Here is a 14356-nt window from a genome sequence, read left to right as displayed (position 1 = left end):
AAAAGGAAATGACAAAAAAAAACCTTGAACAAAACAGTTTCAAGGTTTCTTTAATATTAATTATGTGGTCTCAAATTATCGCCGGCCAACTTTCTTTTGCTCCTCGGCCTGTTCCATCATTTCACGCATTTTACGTTGAAATTTATTTTCCTTCTTGGGCTTCTTTTTATTTTCTTGAATCTGGGCATGAATTTTATCCTCATCCAGAATAAACCTTTTAATGACCAACATAATTCCTATAGTAATTAAATTAGACACAAAGTAGTATAAACTTAACCCACTGGCATAGTTGTTAAAGAAAATCAACATCATAAAGGGCATCAGATACATTATGAACTTCATGTTGGGCATCCCGGGTTGCTGGGGCATGTTCTGGCCCGTGGTCATCATCATATAAAAGAAAATGGCCACAGAGGCTAAAATTGGGAACAAACTCACGTGGTTTCCATAAAATGTTGAAATTACAGGAATATTTGCCGACCACTCAAAAATGGTATCGTAGGACGAAAGGTCATCTGCCCATAGGAATGATTTTTGACGAAGAGCAAACGAAGTTGGGAAAAACATAAATAGCGCATAGAATATGGGCATTTGCAACAAAGCGGGGACACAACCACTCATAGGGCTAACACCTGCCTTGTTGTACAACTTCATGGTTTCTTGCTGTTTTTTCATGGCATTGTCCTTATACTTTTCCCCTAACTCGGTAATTTCGGGCTTTAGCACCTTCATCTTGGCCTGGGAAAGATAGGACTTATAGGTCACCGGGGACATGGCCAAACGCACCAAAATGGTCATAACTACAATGGCAATACCAAAAGGCAAAAAAGAACTTAAAAAAGAATAGAAAGGTGTGAAGATATATCGGTTAATCCATCCAAAAATTCCCCAGCCAAAGGGAATGGAATCGGCCAGGTCATACTCCCCGTAATCATCCAAAACGGCTACATCAGTAGGCCCAAAATACCAATCCATATCCAAAGACAACTCCCCTCCACTTGGATCGATAGGCATCTTGGAACTATACATTTTGGTAAATGCGGCGGTCTTACTTTCCTCTTCCACCAAGTTCTTGGAAGATAGGTCGGCTTCCTTAAAGTTACTCTTGGTAGCCAATATAGAGCTAAAAAAATGCTGGCGATAGGATATCCATTTTACATCCTCCTCGGTCTCCTCGTCATCACTACCTTCGGAAAGCTTGCTTATTTTCCCATCTTCATGACTATACGTTAGCCGGGTATATCTGTTTTCGTATTTAATGCTTTTAGAATGACGAATACCCTTAAGGTTCCATTCCAAATGTATGGGCTGGCTGGTGTTTATTATCCCGTTAAGACCTTGGGAACGTACGGTAAATCCGACCATATAATCATCGGGTTTCATTTCGTAACGGTATTCCAAAAATTGGTTCGAGGATACTTTGGCCTTCATGGAAAGTACCGTGTTATCACCATTTTGGGACAACGATGGTTCAAAATACAGGTTTTGGCTATCCAACACCCTATTATCCGAAGTGGAAAAAGTCAATCCAAATGAGGCGTTGCCATCCTTTACCAAAAAAACAGGTATAGAATCGTAGGTACTAAACCGTTTCATCCTGGCTTCCGTAATTTGGCCACCTTTATTGCTTATTTCCAAGAGAACCAAATCATTTTCCAATTGGGTGGTAGCATCCGATGCGGTGGTGTGTCCAAAAGCACCAATTGTATTTTTATAGTTGGCAACGGCCAAGGAGTCCTGAAGGTCCAAAGTCGGGGCAGCATCCATATCCTTTTGGAGAATATCTTCTGCTTCCGCCTCAGTGACCTCAACCTGTTCCTGTCTGGCCTTTTCAGCTTCCAATTCTTCCGGGGTAGGCTTATTTTGATAGAACATATAAATAAGTATCCCAAAAATGAGCACAAAGCCTATTATAGAATTGATGTCTATTTTCTTTTCTTCCATCTAAAACTTGATTTGATAACCTTTTGGTTATTTTAGAACTCTAGGTCCATCTCATTTGCTAAGGTCTGCAAATATATGTCCAAATCGGGAGTTTATGCCAAACTGGCATTGATTTGTCTTTTTTTATGTGTTAACGCGGCCTTTACAAAGCCCACGAAAAGTGGATGTGGATTGGCCACCGTGCTTTTATATTCCGGGTGATATTGTACCCCAATGAACCAAGGATGCCCTGGTAATTCCACAATTTCTACCAGGCCGGTTTCCGCATTTATACCTGAGGCCAAAAGTCCGGCATCCTTTAACTGTTCCCTGTAACTATTGTTGAACTCATAGCGATGGCGATGTCTTTCAGAGATTTCGGTAACCCCTTGATAAATCCGTGCAACCAAACTATCCTCAAAAAGCGTACAATTCCAGGCTCCCAATCGCATTGTACCTCCTTTATTTACAATGGTCTTCTGTTCCTCCATCAAATTAATAACAGGGTGGGCCGTATACTCGTCCATCTCCGTGGAATTGGCGTCAGTAAGCCCTAAAACATTTCGGGCGTATTCAATTACGGCCATCTGCATCCCTAGACAAATGCCTAAAAACGGAATACCATTTTCACGGGCATACTGTACAGCCTTGATTTTACCTTCTATACCCCGCTCGCCAAAGCCTGGGGCAACAAGCAGCCCATGGAGGCCCTGCAATTCTTTTTCCAAATTCTTTTCCGACAAATATTCGGAATGGATGGACCTTACGTTCACCCTAACCTCATTGGCAGCTCCGGCATGAATGAAGGACTCCAATATGGATTTATAGGAATCCTGTAACTCTACATATTTACCAATAAGTCCTACGGTTATTTCATTCTTGGGATTCTTGTGTCGTTCCAGAAATTCCCTCCATTGACGCAAATCCGGCGATACAGTATCCGTTAAGGCCAATTTTTGAAGCGCCACGGTATCCAGACCTTCCTTATGCATCAAAATTGGCACATCATATATGGTAGAGGCATCTATGGACTGAACGACTGCTTCGCGCTTCACATTGCAGAATAAGGCCAATTTGTCCTTAATTTCATCGGATATTTCGTGTTCCGTCCTACAGACCAAAATATCGGCTTTAATTCCGCTTTCCATCAATGTTTTTACGGAATGCTGGGTAGGTTTTGTCTTTAACTCTCCAGCGGCGGAAAGATAGGGCACCAAGGTAAGGTGTATTACGATACCGTTATTATCGCCCAACTCCCATAAAAGTTGTCTTACCGCTTCAATATAGGGAAGGGATTCTATATCCCCAACAGTACCTCCTATTTCAGTAATAACGATATCATATTCACCACTTTTCCCAAGAATCTGTATACGTTCCTTTATCTCATTGGTAATATGTGGCACAACCTGGACGGTCTTGCCTAAAAATTCACCTCTTCGTTCTTTTTCTATGACACTTTGATAGATTCTTCCTGTAGTTACGTTATTTGCCTGTGATGTCCGAACGTTCAAAAAACGTTCGTAATGCCCAAGATCCAAATCGGTCTCGGCACCATCATCCGTTACATAGCACTCACCGTGTTCATAAGGATTCAAGGTTCCGGGATCTACGTTGATATAAGGGTCAAGCTTTTGGATGGTGGTCTTGTAGCCACGGGCCTGAAGCAATTTGGCCAATGAAGCCGCAATAATTCCTTTCCCAAGTGATGAAGTAACTCCTCCCGTAACGAAGATGTATTTGGTAGTGGACATGGCACATTCGTTATTACGGGATTCAAAGATACGAATTGCCCAAGGAAATTAAAGGGTATCCATGGGAAAATCTTTTTGGATCTTACGAATCAAGTGTTCCAGTCCGTTGATTTTTATTTCCAAAGTCGCCTGCAACAAATTGCCTAGTTTTCCATTTGGAAAACCGTTGCGCTTAAACCAAGCCAAATAGGGTTCGGGTAAATCAATCAAATAGCTATCCTTATATTTTCCAAACGGCATTTTATAATGCGCCAGTTCCCTTAACTTTTCCCCATCCGGAAATACATCCATGGATAAATTTAATTGTTCTATCTTTAAATCGGAACAAAAACGAAAATTCATCATGAAACGAAGAGCATTTATCGAAACCTCGGCAGTGGCCTCTGTGGGCATGCTGACCGGTACAACAGGAAATGCCAAGCAACCTTTAGCCCCAAACCCCCTAAAGCTAAAAAATAACATAAATCACAGTGCCTGCTACTGGTGCTATAACTCCATACCCCTGGAAACGTTTCTGCAAGACTTAAAACGTCTAGGGATAAAGGCCATAGACCTTGTAGGTCCTGAAGATTGGCCCCTATTAAAAAAATATGATATTCACGCCTCTATGTGCTGGGGTGCGGGAATGGGTATAGAAAAGGGATGGAACGATCCACAATACCACGAAGCACTTATAGCGGACTATTTGCAGATAATTCCCAAGGTGGCCGAGGCAGGATATACCAATCTCATCTGTTTTAGCGGTAACCGTAATGGAATGGACGATGGTATCGGACTAAAAAACTGTGTTGACGGACTCAACAAAATTGTTCCCACGGCGGAAGAGCATGGAGTGGTCATCCAAATGGAATTGCTCAATTCAAAGGTAGACCATAAAGATTATATGTGCGACCATACCGCATGGGGCGCGGAGTTGTGCAAGCAGTTAGGGTCTGAAAATTTTAAGCTGCTGTATGATATTTATCACATGCAGATCATGGAAGGAGACATAATCCGAAATATTCAAGATTACCATCAATACATTGGTCACTACCATACCGGAGGAAATCCTGGACGGCATGAAATCGATGAAACCCAGGAGTTGTATTACCCGGCCATAATGAAGGCCATTTTAAAAACCGGTTACAAAGGTCATGTAGCCCAAGAATTTGTCCCTTCATGGGAGGATAAGATTGCTGCCTTAAAACAGGGGGTTACCATTTGCGACGTATAGGATTCCGATTTAAGCAAGAATCACCTATTCCAAAGGCTGTAATTCCGTTGTGGAAAGCGCATCACTGATTTTTTTGTTCCAGATGCGCTGTTGTTCTACATTTCTGGAAAAATTGGTCTGGTGGTCGTATTTATTTTGAAAAGCGGTTAAACTCTTTAGGGTTTCCCTGTAGATTTCCCTTACCTCCGCCTTTACATTTTTGGTAAACGTGGTTTCCCTTAACCTTTTAAGCATCTTTCTTGCAAACAACTCCGAGATATCAAAATGCAGTTGTTCGTGGCTTAGTATCACGGAATCGCACATTTTTGGGCGATACCATGATTTTTGGGGATAGAAGTCCGTATATACCTTAAAATGCACTTTTAAATCATCGAGAGGTCCGGATGTGGAGAATTCGTAGCTAATCCCACTGGCCGTGGTGGCCGCAGCCCATTCCGTCTTTAGGGGCTTGCCCTTAAAGTCTTCCCAAGTTAATTTTCTATCGGCACTCCAAGGTATTGTTTCGGGCTCCTGGCCAAAAACGGAACCCAGAACCAGCACTAAAAATGATAGGCAAAATAGTCTTAAAGTACCCAATGAAAATCAATTTTCTTTTTTATTTCCGCATGTAGGCTATACAGCACCGGGCAGGTTCTGGCCGTATGCTCCAATATTTTACGATTTTTTCCGGATATCATGGATGGAAGGCTTAGCTTGACTTCTATCTCTGAAATCCGTCTAGGATCAGAGGCCATGTGCTTGGTGACCTCGGCAAAGGAATCCGTTAAATCCACTTCCAATCCATTGGCCTTTATTCCCATAACGGTAAGCATACAGCTTGCCAGTGCAGTAGCTACGGTATCCGTGGGAGAAAAGGCCTCTCCCTTACCATTATTGTCTAGAGGGGCATCCGTAATAAAAGTACTTCCTGAACGGAGGTGTTCGCATTCCGTACGCAACTCACCCGTATAAATCACTTTTGATGTCATCCGTGCTATTTTACCTCCTTGATTCTTAAGTTATCATAGGTCATGATATACGATGCCTGGTTGAAATAACCCGAGGCAAAATCCTTCTCATAATCGAAGGTATTCCCAGTATATTCAGTCTTACCAATAAGTTTGGAAGCTTCCATCAAACTATTCTTATAGGCCAATTTTAAGAGGAGGTCGTACGTAATATCAAAACCACGTACGGCATAGCGGTCCGGTGTATCCCCAAAACGTCTTCGGTACCGTTTTACAAAATTATCGTTGGCCACTTCCCGATATACGGAAGGATAGGTGAATCTGAGATTGGATAAATGTGAACTGGAAATAACATCGTTCTCAAATGCCCTATTCTTATTGGTCGTAAACATCCTCACTTTCAACTTTTCGGTGCTATTCTCCACATCCAACAAAGCATCGTTGAAGGAATTCAAAATCGAAACTACACTGGAAATCAGCTTAAAATTGGCAGTTTCCACAAAAACCCAATTATCTACCTCTTCGGATAGCATGGTAGCCAATTTTTCCCGGTCAATACCAATATTTTTCTCCTCTTCCGCAACTTCCAAAATCCTGGCCGTTGGAAATTTGGCCAGAATGGAATCCCTTACCACACTATTCTTTTGATCGGCGATAACCACAATATTTTGGCCCGAAAGACTGTCGGCAACATGTTGCAGCATCCGTTTTCTTAGAATGTCATCCGAAGTGTACGAAAAAAACACATTGTTTAAACTTATATCGCTTTTAACCGGTACAGGGGCAATTACAGGTATGCCATGAACCGAAGTGCGTACAGCCACTTCCTTTAAAGATTGTTCGTCCAAGGGACCAACAACGGCATCGACATCTAAAAGGTTCTCCCGAAAAAGAACTTCCTTGGTCCTGGCAAGATCCAATTGGTTATCATACGTTCTTACGTCCACAGAAACACCGAGTTCCGCTATCGAATCCAAAGCTACGAGTGCCCCGGAATAGAGCCCTAAGCTGTATTTAATATCATTGCGATTATCAATATTGGCCGCAACGCTCTCCGTATCTCTTAGATTTAGGCGATCTAGACGAAACGGCAACAGGAACAGTAGCTTGGGTCTGTTTTCCAGGTTTATACTGTCCAGAAGGTTTATCTTATCCAATACCAGTGCATTTCTGACCTCAAAATCACCTTCCTGATCATTGGGAAGCTTAAGAACCATTCCCGCTTTAAGACCTTCCTTTAGGTCCGGGTTTAAAAGCAGCAAATCCTCATACGAAATCCCCAACTTACGGGTAAGGGAGAAAAGGGTCTGTTTCGGCTTTACCTCATAGAAAATATAGTTCTCGGTATTAATGGCGCCGGGATCTACTTTTTTTTCGGGAAGGCGTATGATCATTCCCTCTTTTAACCCTCCTCGTTCGGCTATTTCAGGATTTAATCGCACAATCTCATCAGATTTCACCCCAAATTCCTTTTCCAGTCGATAAAAATTCATTTTGGGGGGTACCGTGTAGGAGATGTACAACTGTGTTTCTTGATTTTCAACAGTACTCCCGGGCATTTTGGGCAAACGTAGTTCCTGTCCTTCCCGTAAATAGTCTGTTATCTTGGAAAGATCGGGATTCAGCGCCAACATGCTATCAATGGTAATGCCGTATTTGTGGGCAATACTCCAACGCGTCTCCTTGGGCGCTACGGTATAAATCTCAAAGTCGGCCTCCAAAATAGAATCGCGTTCGGTTTTTCCCGGTTGCTTTAGGTATCGTGGAATTCTCAGGATCATTTTTTTTCGCAACTGGCTAGAGTAAAGCTCCCTATTATATCGCTTTATATCCTCCTCTGTAATATTGTAGCGTTTAGCAATGCCGTATAAGGTTTCCTTTTTACGAACCTTATGGCGCCCAAAACCTATAGGCTCTGCCTGTTCCACGAGCTCTTCCTCCTGAAATAGCCTTTTCTGAACAGATGCGGGTGTGGAGGGGTCCTGGCCTGCTGCCAAACCCGAAGGAATCACCAAAATAGTATTGGGGGCCAAAACATCGTTCTGTTTTAGCTCCTTATTGAATTTAAGGATGTTGTAGGGTGTAACCCGGTATTGCTTGGCAATACTCTCCAAGGTTTCGCCTTCCTTTACGGCATGGGTCGTAAATTGCTGTGCCCAAGACATATGGCCCAAAAAGACCAATGACACAAGAAGTATAGTGTTCTTAAAAAAATGATTCATCCTATTCCCATTCTATGGTTGCCGGGGGCTTGGAACTAATATCATATACTACTCTATTAACGCCAGGAACCCTATTTATTATTTCATTGGAGGTTTTTTGTAAAAATTCATAGGGCAGATTGACCCAATCCGCAGTCATCCCATCCGTACTCTCCACAGCTCGCAAGGCTACACATTTTTCGTACGTACGTTCATCTCCCATAACCCCTACACTATTTACGGGCAAAAGCATGGCTCCGGCCTGCCAAACCTTATCATATAGGCCCCATTCCCGTAGTCCATCAATAAAAATCGCATCAACTTCCTGTAAAATGGCCACTTTTTCATGGGTAATATCGCCCAGGATGCGAATGGCGAGTCCTGGTCCCGGAAAAGGGTGCCTGCCCAAACGTTCCTCTGTAATTCCAAGACTGGCCCCTACCCTACGTACTTCATCCTTAAACAACATTTTCAAAGGCTCAACGACTTTCAATTTCATAAAATCTGGCAATCCCCCCACATTGTGATGGCTCTTTATAGTTGCTGACGGACCTCCAGTAGCGGAAACAGATTCGATTACATCTGGATAAATAGTACCTTGACCCAACCATTTTGCATCTTCCACCATATGTGATTCATCATCAAACACCTCGATAAAGACCCGACCGATTATCTTTCGTTTTCGTTCCGGATCACTTTCCCCGGCCAAGGCGTCCAAAAAGCGTGCCGAAGCGTCTACTCCTTTTACATTGAGCCCCATACCCTTATACTGTTCCAAAACATCGGCAAACTCATTTTTGCGTAAGAGCCCGTTGTTTACAAAAATACAATGTAGGTTTTCTCCTATGGCCTTATGTAACAAAACCGCGGCTACTGTAGAATCCACACCTCCGGACAAGCCAAGAATAACCTTCTCATTCCCGATTTTTTCCTTTAGTTCGTTCACCGTGGTCTCCGCAAAGGCATCGGGGGTCCAGGTCTGTTTGAGTCCGGCTATATGTACCAAAAAATTTTCCAATACCTGCTTTCCCTGTATGGTATGGTACACCTCCGGATGAAACTGAATCCCAAAGGTCTGCTCCCCCTCTAACCGATACGCCGCATTTTCTACATCCGTGGTACTGGCCAGGCGAATGGCCCCCTTTGGAAGCTCCTTAATAGTATCGCTGTGGCTCATCCAAACCTGGGAACGCTCGGAAATCTCATAAAAAAAAGGCTCATCATTCTTAATGGTGGTCAGTCTTGCCCTACCGTATTCCCTGGTATTGGAGGGGGCCACATTGCCACCATGAAAATGGGCCAAATATTGCGCTCCATAGCAAATTGCCAAGATGGGCTTTTTTCCTTTTATTTCGGAGAGATCGGGATGCGGTGCATCTTCGGCCCTAACCGAATAGGGAGATCCCGAAAGAATCACTGCGCCATATTCCGTAAGGTCATTGGGCAGTTTATTGTAGGGTTTGATTTCACAGAAAATATTTAGCTCCCGAACGCGTCTTGCAATCAATTGGGTGTATTGGGAGCCAAAATCAAGGATAAGGACGTTGTTTTGCATGGGCAAAAATAAGAATTTGACCTATTTGGAAAAGTATCTTTTCGGTATATTTATCAAATACTTTTACGCAATACCGTTATGAAACATATAACAGCAATTATCTTTGGAATTGCCATAGTCCTGGCCGCCTACTTTTTGGGGAATGCCTATGTGCAAAGGGCTAATCCCCCGCAGGTTATTTCCGTGACCGGTTTGGGTAATGAAAATTTCACCTCCGACCTCATTGTATGGGAAGGTCGTTTTTCTGCCTTCAATACCGTACTTACCTCGGCATTTGATCGACTGAACAAACAAAAGGATATCGTAAGGGAGTATTTGGTCTCTAAGGGAATTGACCCGGACAACATCATATTTAATTCAGTGCAGACCATTGAGCAACGCGATAATAAATACGAAAATGGCAACTTTGTTGGGAGTACTTTTCGAGGTTATGAATTGATCCAGGCGGTTCAGATCGAATCGACCAATGTTGCCATGATCGAGGAAGTTTCCCGAGAAATAACCGAGCTCTTGAATAAAGGGGTTCAGTTTAATTCCGCGCCACCTCGCTATTATTATACCAAACTGGCGGATTTAAAAATAGAAATGATCTCAAAAGCCACAGAGGATGCACGGATTCGTGCGGAAAGAATCGCGGAAAATGCCGGAGGTCGTTTAGGTGACTTGATTTCGGCTCGCATGGGGGTCTTTCAAATAACGGGGCAGAACTCAGGGGAAGATTATAGTTGGGGTGGAGCGTACAATACTTCTTCCAAAAATAAGACTGCATCCATTACCATGCGACTGGAATACAAAGTGGACTAAACCAGTAATCATTACCTAGCCCTGTTTACCCCTCCAAACCATTTGCGGTACGCTACCGGGGTTTTGCCCGTATTCCTCTTAAATTGCTTGTTGAAGTGCGCTATGCTCGAAAAACCGGCATCAAAGGCCATTTGATAAATAGGTAAATCCGAATTTTGAATTTGATTGCAAACATGGGCAATACGCAATTCATTAATGTATTCGATAACGGTTTTTCCTAAAACCCGTTTAAAGAAACGGCAGAAGGACGAAGGATTCATTGCCACAATTTCCGCCAAACTTTCAATAGTAAGCACATTCTTGTAGTGTTCATGAATATGATTGCAGACCTTTAGGATACGTTCTTCATGATACCTTTTATAATCCGCCTTATAACTGGTGGAGCATAAAATAGATGCCTTTTTGCAACGACACATACGGTCTAGTAGCTCCAAGAGTTTCAAAAATTTGGTAGCCCCTTCATATTTTCCTATCTCTAAAAGCGATTTGCCCAGCCCATTTTCCCGGATATCGGTAAACTGTATTCCCCTAACCGCTTTGGTAAGCAGGGTATCCATCAACTGAAATTCCATAATCCCAAGGAAGGGTTTCAAAATCTCCCCGCTAAACTGTACCACATAAACTTCCATTTGTTCCTTGGAATTGTTGAAAAATTCATCGGTAATCCAAGAGTGCGGTGTATTGCTCCCAACCAAAACGAGGTCTCCATTGCCAAAATCCGAGACATTTTCGCCGATGACCCTTTTGCCGCGTCCATTTTTCACAAAGCAAATCTCAATCTCAGGATGGTAATGCCAGTGAAACCCAAAATAATCGGCCTTGACCCAAAAATCACGGAAGGAACTTTCATTGGATTCGGTTGAGAGTTTCTGAAAATCGGCTTTCATATAGCGCTATTTTGCCTATAATTTAGCATAAATATCATGAATATTGCAAATATTGAGTTACTCTTGGCAAAAATTGAAACGGAAATTAGACCTATGATGTACTACTTTTGGCAAACATTGTTCTGTTATGAAGCACGTTTTCCTTATTCCCTTTTGTACCTTGTTGTTGCTCTCCTGTACGAAGCAAGCGGACTATGTGCGATTTACCAGCTGGCAATCCAGTCCCACCGAGGAAAGAATCATTAGGCAGACTTTGACGGATTTTGAGAAAGAGCATCCGGATGTCGCTTATCAGTTTCAACCCATTCCGGGAAACTATCCGGAAAAAATACAGCTTATGCTGGGTACCGGCAAAGCACCGGACCTGTTTTGGTTAAAAGGGGATACCGCGCCTGCCTATATGGATTTTGAGGTACTGGAGCCTTTGGATCCCTTTGTGTCGATAGACCAAAATTTTGACGAAGCAGATTTCTTCCCTGTATTCCGGGACGCCTTTAGGCATAAAGGAAAAAACTACGGTTATGCCAAGGATTTTAATGCCTACGTACTCTTTTATAACAAAAAATTGTTTGCCGAGGCGGGACTCATCGGTCCTCCCAAGAATTGGGAAGAATTATATGATTTTTCCAAAAGACTTACCAAAGATACGGATGGGGACGGCAAGAATGATCAATTTGGTTTTGTTATAGAACCTTCGATTGACATTGCTCTTCCCTTTGCCTTACAAAATGGGGGAGAATTGGTTGCGGAGGATGGCACTGTGCGGGTGGGTGAACCTGAATTTATCGAGGCATTGAATTTTTTCATGTCGCTCTACCGCGATGGGGTATCCACAATTCCGGCGGATCAAGGGGCAGCTTGGATGGGTGATGTTTTTTCAAGGGAACAGTGTGCCATGACTATCTCGGGATCTTGGTTGATCCCTTATCTCAGGGACAATTCGCCCGACTTGGAATATGGAGTTTCCGAGCTTCCCCAGGGTAAAAAAAGGGGTACCCTTGCCTTTACGGTAGCTATGGTAATTCCCAAACAAAGTAATCATAAAAAAGAGGCCTGGACCATGTTGTCCTACCTTGCCGGAAAAGAAGGTATGAAAACTTGGACCAATTCCGGGATAGCGCTTCCCACTCGAAAAAGTGTCGCGCTCAGTAATGGATTTTATGAAGATAGCGTACTGAACACCTTTATGCAAAGTGTTGAATATGCAAAACTGTACAAGATAAATATGAAAGAACGGTGGTACGATGAAAGTCAAGCGGCCATGCAAGGAATTTTTTACAAGAACAAGGACATTGAAAAAACTTTAAAGGAACTCGGAAAAACTCTGGAAAAATATACACTGGACTAAAGATGAAATTTAAAAGTAGAAAAAAAGAACAGCTTTTCTGGGGGTATCTCTTTTTGGCCTTTCCCCTGCTCCTTTTGTCCATTTTTGTCTTTTTCCCTATAGGTTTTGCCTTTGTCGTAAGCTTTTATGATTGGAACTTGCTCATTCCGGACAAGCCCTTTGTCGGGTTGGGGAATTACTTTGAACTCTTTAAAGACCCCGTATTCATAAAGGCCATTAAAAATACCATTATTTATACTATCGGGGTGGTCCCTGTACAGACCTTGCTCTCCCTTTTCCTCGCATTTATCATGAACCAGAAAATAAGGGGAAGGGCTTTTTTTAGGACCGCCTTTTATATTCCGGCCATTACCTCTTCCGTGGTTACTTCCATCATTTTTGTCTGGATATATTCCAAACCCGGACTTTTGAATTACGGCCTGAATGCCCTCGGTGTGGATTCAAATATTGATTGGCTCACCAACCCTGTTACCGTCTTGCCTTCCATTATGATATTAAATGTATGGACTACCTCCGGATATTTTATGGTCTCTTTTTTAGCGGGGCTGCAGAATATTCCAGCCAGCCTCTACGAGGCAGCCAAAATAGACGGGGCCAATCAATGGCAACAATTTTGGAAAATTACGGTTCCTATGGTCCGCCCGGTGACCTACTTTGTAGTAATCATGAGTTTAATTGGTTGTTTTCAGGTATTTGACCAAATATTTATCATGAGCAGTGGCGGTCCGGACAATGCCTCGACCACCATGTCCTATTTCGTTTATCAGAACTCCTTTAAATATTTCCGATTTGGGTTTGGCGCGGCATCCGCGGCCGTACTCGCCTTGCTCATCTTTGCAACGACACTGATCCAAAAAAAATACTTCCCCCCTGACGTCTATTGAAAATGAAACAGCTTAAAGTTCAAAAAATAGTGTTCTTTGGTATCCTCGGGTTGGCTACTTTGATATATATAGGCCCCTTCTTGTTTTCGTTATCCATCAGTTTCAACGCGGACAAAGACGTCTTTGAGTGGCCCATAAAATTGTTCCCCGAAAGATTTACCTTGGATAATTATAAAAACGTTTGGAAGGAACTTCCTTTTGGCAAATGGTTGTTCAATAGTGTCTTGGTTACCTTGATACAGACCGTTAGTAACGTTTTCTTTTCAGCCTTGGCAGGTTTTGCCTTCGCTCGACTGGAGTTTAAGGGTCGAAAATTGATATTTGGATTGCTCTTAAGCAGCTTAATGATTCCAGGAATAATACTACTTGTCCCCAAGTTCATCATATTGAACGAATTTCAACTGATCAACAGTTATGGAGGATTGATTATTCCAGGTTTGGTAGGGGTCACCAATATTTTCTTGATGAAACAGTTTTTTGAAACTATCCCCAAAGATTTGGAACAAGCAGCCCTAATCGATGGTTGTTCCTATTTTAGGATTTTTTGGCAAATCTTCCTACCCATTTCAAAACCTGCACTGGCCGCGGTAGCGATTTACACCTTTCAAGGGTCGTGGAACGAATTCCTATGGCCTGTAATCGTAACCTACACCGAAGACATGTATACCTTGCCGCTGGGCATGGCAAGCCTAAGAACGGAGTTATTGACGGATTGGCCTTTGCTTATGGCCGGTACCATATTGATATCATTGCCGACATTGATGATTTTTATCGTATTCCAACGCTACTTTGTCCAGGGCGTTGCGAGTTCTGGATTAAAAGGATAAAAACTAATTTGCTATA

At 42.7% G+C, this 14356-nt stretch carries 13 protein-coding genes; 5 read left to right on the top strand and 8 right to left on the bottom strand.

The features are described from left to right. Positions 1-75 precede the first annotated feature (75 nt). From yidC to Q0993_RS00380, 3 genes are all read right to left on the bottom strand, one after another. The gene (gene yidC / locus Q0993_RS00390) at positions 76-1944 is read right to left on the bottom strand and encodes a membrane protein insertase YidC (RefSeq protein WP_299528672.1); all 1869 of its coding nucleotides are present in this window, start codon (positions 1942-1944) and stop codon (positions 76-78) included. Between the two features lie 92 nt (positions 1945-2036). Beyond that, entirely contained in the window at positions 2037-3674 is a 1638-nt protein-coding gene (locus tag Q0993_RS00385) for a CTP synthase (RefSeq protein ID WP_299528670.1), read from the bottom strand. A 48-nt stretch (positions 3675-3722) separates the two neighbouring features. Then, positions 3723-3965 (bottom strand): DUF3820 family protein, encoded by a 243-nt coding sequence (locus tag Q0993_RS00380; RefSeq protein WP_299528883.1) that lies wholly within the window; start codon positions 3963-3965, stop codon positions 3723-3725. A gap of 52 nt (positions 3966-4017) precedes the next feature. Here Q0993_RS00380 and Q0993_RS00375 point away from each other — a divergent pair, with 52 nt between their 5' ends. Beyond that, the gene (locus tag Q0993_RS00375) at positions 4018-4887 is read left to right on the top strand and encodes a TIM barrel protein (RefSeq protein ID WP_299528667.1); all 870 of its coding nucleotides are present in this window, start codon (positions 4018-4020) and stop codon (positions 4885-4887) included. A 24-nt stretch (positions 4888-4911) separates the two neighbouring features. Here Q0993_RS00375 and Q0993_RS00370 read toward each other — a convergent pair whose 3' ends face one another. The 4 genes from Q0993_RS00370 to guaA are packed head-to-tail and all read right to left on the bottom strand — an operon-like array spanning position 4912 to position 9590. Next, a complete protein-coding gene (locus tag Q0993_RS00370) occupies positions 4912-5463 on the bottom strand; it encodes a DUF922 domain-containing protein (protein WP_299528664.1) in 552 nt (183 codons plus the stop codon). After that, positions 5451-5855: an OsmC family protein gene (locus Q0993_RS00365; protein WP_299528662.1), complete on the bottom strand. Its 405-nt coding sequence runs from the start codon at positions 5853-5855 to the stop codon at positions 5451-5453. The genes Q0993_RS00370 and Q0993_RS00365 overlap by 13 nt, the downstream gene beginning before the upstream one ends. 5 nt (positions 5856-5860) lie before the next feature. After that, complete coding sequence (locus Q0993_RS00360) at positions 5861-8056, bottom strand: LysM peptidoglycan-binding domain-containing protein (protein WP_299528659.1); 2196 nt, start codon at positions 8054-8056, stop codon at positions 5861-5863. A gap of 1 nt (position 8057) precedes the next feature. After that, positions 8058-9590 (bottom strand): glutamine-hydrolyzing GMP synthase, encoded by a 1533-nt coding sequence (gene guaA / locus Q0993_RS00355; protein WP_299528656.1) that lies wholly within the window; start codon positions 9588-9590, stop codon positions 8058-8060. 78 nt (positions 9591-9668) lie between these two features. On the opposite strand from guaA, the gene Q0993_RS00350 reads away from it, so the two are divergent. Continuing rightward, positions 9669-10394 carry an SIMPL domain-containing protein gene (locus tag Q0993_RS00350; RefSeq protein ID WP_299528653.1) on the top strand — a complete coding sequence of 242 codons (726 nt, stop codon included), beginning with the start codon at positions 9669-9671 and terminating at the stop codon, positions 10392-10394. An 11-nt stretch (positions 10395-10405) separates the two neighbouring features. Here Q0993_RS00350 and Q0993_RS00345 read toward each other — a convergent pair whose 3' ends face one another. Beyond that, positions 10406-11281 carry an AraC family transcriptional regulator gene (locus tag Q0993_RS00345; RefSeq protein ID WP_299528650.1) on the bottom strand — a complete coding sequence of 292 codons (876 nt, stop codon included), beginning with the start codon at positions 11279-11281 and terminating at the stop codon, positions 10406-10408. Between the two features lie 127 nt (positions 11282-11408). Between Q0993_RS00345 and Q0993_RS00340 the strand changes: the two genes are divergently transcribed. The 3 genes from Q0993_RS00340 to Q0993_RS00330 are packed head-to-tail and all read left to right on the top strand — an operon-like array spanning position 11409 to position 14340. Further along, a complete protein-coding gene (locus tag Q0993_RS00340) occupies positions 11409-12629 on the top strand; it encodes an ABC transporter substrate-binding protein (RefSeq protein ID WP_299528647.1) in 1221 nt (406 codons plus the stop codon). 2 nt (positions 12630-12631) lie between these two features. After that, positions 12632-13513, top strand: a complete 882-nt coding sequence (locus Q0993_RS00335; protein WP_299528644.1) for a carbohydrate ABC transporter permease — start codon at positions 12632-12634, stop codon at positions 13511-13513. A gap of 2 nt (positions 13514-13515) precedes the next feature. Continuing rightward, positions 13516-14340, top strand: coding sequence for a carbohydrate ABC transporter permease (locus Q0993_RS00330; RefSeq protein WP_299528641.1), 825 nt, complete (start codon positions 13516-13518; stop codon positions 14338-14340). Positions 14341-14356 lie beyond the last annotated feature (16 nt).

Origin of the sequence: Ulvibacterium sp. (assembly GCF_028285715.1) — a bacterium.
GTDB lineage: Bacteria > Bacteroidota > Bacteroidia > Flavobacteriales > Flavobacteriaceae > Ulvibacterium.
This window is presented reverse-complemented; position numbering and strand designations above follow the sequence as displayed.

Excerpts from the sequence above, each read along its gene's own strand:
- Q0993_RS00380 (WP_299528883.1), bottom strand. The coding sequence starts at position 3,965 with ATGGATGTATTTCCGGATGGGGAAAAGTTAAGGGAACTGGCGCATTAT.
- Q0993_RS00335 (WP_299528644.1), top strand. The coding sequence starts at position 12,632 with ATGAAATTTAAAAGTAGAAAAAAAGAACAGCTTTTCTGGGGGTATCTC.
- Q0993_RS00375 (WP_299528667.1), top strand. The coding sequence starts at position 4,018 with ATGAAACGAAGAGCATTTATCGAAACCTCGGCAGTGGCCTCTGTGGGC.
- guaA (WP_299528656.1), bottom strand. The coding sequence starts at position 9,590 with ATGCAAAACAACGTCCTTATCCTTGATTTTGGCTCCCAATACACCCAA.
- Q0993_RS00385 (WP_299528670.1), bottom strand. The coding sequence starts at position 3,674 with ATGTCCACTACCAAATACATCTTCGTTACGGGAGGAGTTACTTCATCA.
- Q0993_RS00345 (WP_299528650.1), bottom strand. The coding sequence starts at position 11,281 with ATGAAAGCCGATTTTCAGAAACTCTCAACCGAATCCAATGAAAGTTCC.
- Q0993_RS00365 (WP_299528662.1), bottom strand. The coding sequence starts at position 5,855 with ATGACATCAAAAGTGATTTATACGGGTGAGTTGCGTACGGAATGCGAA.
- Q0993_RS00330 (WP_299528641.1), top strand. The coding sequence starts at position 13,516 with ATGAAACAGCTTAAAGTTCAAAAAATAGTGTTCTTTGGTATCCTCGGG.
- yidC (WP_299528672.1), bottom strand. The coding sequence starts at position 1,944 with ATGGAAGAAAAGAAAATAGACATCAATTCTATAATAGGCTTTGTGCTC.
- Q0993_RS00350 (WP_299528653.1), top strand. The coding sequence starts at position 9,669 with ATGAAACATATAACAGCAATTATCTTTGGAATTGCCATAGTCCTGGCC.
- Q0993_RS00340 (WP_299528647.1), top strand. The coding sequence starts at position 11,409 with ATGAAGCACGTTTTCCTTATTCCCTTTTGTACCTTGTTGTTGCTCTCC.
- Q0993_RS00360 (WP_299528659.1), bottom strand. The coding sequence starts at position 8,056 with ATGAATCATTTTTTTAAGAACACTATACTTCTTGTGTCATTGGTCTTT.